Here is a 3483-nt window from a genome sequence, read left to right as displayed (position 1 = left end):
CAACCGACCCGCCTGACCCCGCAAACCACCCACCGAACCACCCGACACCACCCACGGCACCACACCCACACCCACACCCACACCAGCACCAGCACCAGTCACCAACCCAGCACCAGACTCAGACCCGTCCTTCACTCCGACAGCAACCGGCGCCTCCTCCAACACCACATGCGCATTCGTCCCACTCACCCCAAACGACGACACCGCCGCACGCCTCGGCCGATCCCCCCTAGGCCACACCCGCTCCTGCGTCACCAACTCCACCCCACCAACCGACCAATCCACATGCGACGACGGCGCATCCACATGCAACGTCCGCGGCACCACACCACGCCCCAACGCCAACACCATCTTGATCACACCCGCCACACCCGCAGCCGCCTGCGTATGCCCAATATTCGACTTCACCGACCCCAACCACACCGGCCGATCCACCGAACGATCCCGCCCATACGTCGCCAACAACGCCTGCGCCTCAATCGGATCACCCAACGCCGTCCCCGTACCATGCGCCTCCACCACATCCACCTCAGACGCCACCACCCGCGCATTCACCAACGCCTGCCGAATCACCCGCTGCTGCGACGGACCATTCGGCGCCGTCAAACCATTCGACGCACCATCCTGATTCACCGCAGAACCCCGCACCACCCCCAACACCCGACGCCCATGACGCACCGCATCCGACAACCGCTCCAACAAAACCAACCCCACACCCTCCGCAAAATTCGTCCCATCCGCCCCCTCCGCAAACGCCTTACACCGCCCATCCCGCGCCAACCCCCGCTGCCGACTGAAGTCCACCCACAGATTCGGGGTGGCCATCACGGATGCGCCACCGGACAGGGCCAGTGTGCTTTCCCCCGAACGCAGCGACTGGCACGCCAAGTGCAGCGTCACCAACGAGGAGGAGCACGCGGTGTCCACGGTCACCGCTGGGCCCTCAAGGCCGAAGGTGTAGGAGATGCGCCCTGAGGCCACACCACCCGCGGTCCCGGTGCCCCCGTATCCATCCATGTGCTCCAACGATGCGCTGGACCAAGAGCTGTAGTCGTGCTGGATGACGCCGGCGAATACCCCGGTCTTGCTGCCCTTCAACTCCTCCGGAGCGATGCCTGCGTTCTCGAATGTCTCCCAGGCGGATTCCAGCAGCAGCCGCTGCTGCGGGTCCATCAAAAGAGCCTCACGCGGGTTGATCCCAAACAGTTCGGCATCGAACTCGTCGGCGTCATAGAGGAAACCACCGACCCGCGAATAGGTCTTACCCGGAGCATCAGGGTCCGGATCGTACACTCCCTCGACGTCCCAGCCGCGGTTCTCGGGAAACGGTGTGATGGCATCTTGGCCTTCGCTTACCAGGCGCCATAGGTCTTCGGGTGAATTCACACCGCCCGGGAATCGGCAGGCCATGCCGATGATCGCGATGGGCTCCGCATCCTTCTCTTCCATATCGCGCAACTGCGAGCGGGTGTTTTGCAGCTCACCGCTCACGCGCACCAGATAGTCACGGAGCTTGCTGTTCTCGTCCATGGAATCAACCTTCGGCTCGATAAGCGAGTAAGGGGGTGGAAGACCGGAAGGTCAAGCTCCCAATTGCCGGTCGACAAACTGGAACAGCTCTTCAGAGGACGAGGCCTGTAGTTGTTCAGTCAGGACCGCCCCACTCACTTCGCTTGTGGGTTCACCGGCACGTGACAGCAGCACACGGAGCCGGTCCGTGACGCGTGCTCGCACGGCGTCGTCCGGAGGGAGTTCCGAGAGAACGGACTCCATCTTGTCTATCTCGTTCATGGCCCAGTCGAGGGTTTGTGTCTCGCTCGGCGAGATCTCGGTCTGTAGAAACTGGGTGAGCGCAAGGGGAGTTGGATGGTCGAAGGTGAGGGTGGCGGGGAGTCGGAGGCCGGTCTCCTGTGACAGTCGGTTACGCAGCTCCACCGCGGTCAGCGAGTCGAAGCCCAGCGCGGTGAACGGCTTGCTCGCCTCGACTCCGGCGGCCCGACTATGCCCCAGCACGGTGGCGACCTGACTTACCACCAGGTCCAGCAGCAACCGCTCCTGCTCCGGGCCCGGCAACGCGGCCAATTTGGCACGCAGCGCTTCCGTATTGTTGCGGCCGTCGCCGCTGTGCGCGGTCCGCCGTGCAGTTCCCGCCGGGCCTGCCACCAGACCGCTCAACAGCGGCGACAGCGTCCCGACATGCCCCAGCTTGGTCACATCCAGCTTGACCGGCACCAACTCCGGGTCTCCGTGGGCGAGAGCCGCGTCGAAGAGTGCCAGCCCTTCGTCAGGGCTCATCGCCACCACGCCACCGCGTGCGAACCGCTCCCGGTCCGCCTCACTGAGCTTGCCCGTGAGGCCACTGCCCTGCCCCCACCAACCCCACGCCATCGACACCCCAGGCAACCCCGCCGCCCGACGCGCCCGCACCACCGCATCCGCAGCCGCATTCGCCGCCGCGTAATTCCCCTGCCCCGGCGTCCCCAGCACCCCAGCGGCCGACGAGAACAGTACGAACAGCTCCAGGTCCGATTCCCTCGTCAGCTCGTCCAGATGACACAGCGCGTCGTACTTCGGCGCGAACACCCGGCCGATCCGCTGCTCATCCAGCGCACCAATCACCCCGTCATCCAACGCGCCTGCACAGTGCACCACCCCGGTGAGCGGGTGCTCTGCCGGGACCGCCGACAGCAGTTGGGCCACCGCCGCGCGATCCGCCACGTCACACGACACCACCTCCGCCTGGGCACCGGCCGCCGCGAGTTCGGCCTGTAGCTCCGCCGTCCCGGCGGCACGTGCGCCACTCCGGCTGACCAACACCAGATGCCGCGCCCCGTACCGGTGCACCAGGTGCCGGGCCACCAGCGCGCCCAGATCACCTGTCCCGCCGGTCACCAGCACGGTCCCATCCGGATCGAGGGATACGGGTTCCGAGTTCTCGGGCGCGGTGCGGGTGAGGCGAGGTGCGTGTAACTCAGCTCCGCGTAGCGCTAGTTGGGGTTCATCGGTGGCCAGCAAGCTGGGGAGCGTGTGTGCCGTCAGTACGGCGTCGGCGTCAGCGTCCACAATGGTGATACGCCCCGGATTCTCGGCCTGCGCCGAACGCACCAACCCCCACACCGCCGCAGCCCCCGCATCCACCACCTCACCCGGCACCACCCCCACCCCGCGCTCAGTAACCACCACCAACCGCGCATCACCACACTCCTCATCCACCAACCACCGCTGCACCACCGCCAACACCCCACACGCCGCACCCACAGCACCTGAAGCAGCATCAGCGCTCGTCGGGGCACACCACACCACCACCCCCGGCAACCCCGACACGGAACCAGACTCAGAGCCACCGCCAGAAACGGCGTGAGAAGCCGAGACAAGCTCGGAAGCGTGTTCAGACTGGGGCTCCGGCTCCGGCTGGGTGGCCAAACTCCAACGGTCCTCACCCCACACCACCACCCCAGCACCCACCGGCCCAGACGCACCCAC

2 protein-coding genes are annotated in these 3483 nt (G+C 66.1%); both read right to left on the bottom strand.

Annotated elements, in window-relative coordinates; all coding sequences use genetic code 11:
* The coding region (locus FHS42_RS35960; RefSeq protein ID WP_184580567.1) for a beta-ketoacyl synthase N-terminal-like domain-containing protein at positions 1 to 1530 on the bottom strand (1530 nt) is incomplete at its 3' end.
* Between the two features lie 51 nt (positions 1531 to 1581).
* Positions 1582 to 3324, bottom strand: a complete 1743-nt coding sequence (locus FHS42_RS35955; protein WP_512700951.1) for a type I polyketide synthase — start codon at positions 3322 to 3324, stop codon at positions 1582 to 1584.
* Between the last annotated feature and the right edge of the window lie 159 nt (positions 3325 to 3483).

It is taken from the genome of Streptomyces zagrosensis (assembly GCF_014203645.1).
GTDB classification, from domain to species: domain Bacteria; phylum Actinomycetota; class Actinomycetes; order Streptomycetales; family Streptomycetaceae; genus Streptomyces; species Streptomyces zagrosensis.
The sequence above is the reverse complement of the archived record's forward strand: the minus strand, read 5'-3'. Positions and strand labels throughout refer to the sequence as shown.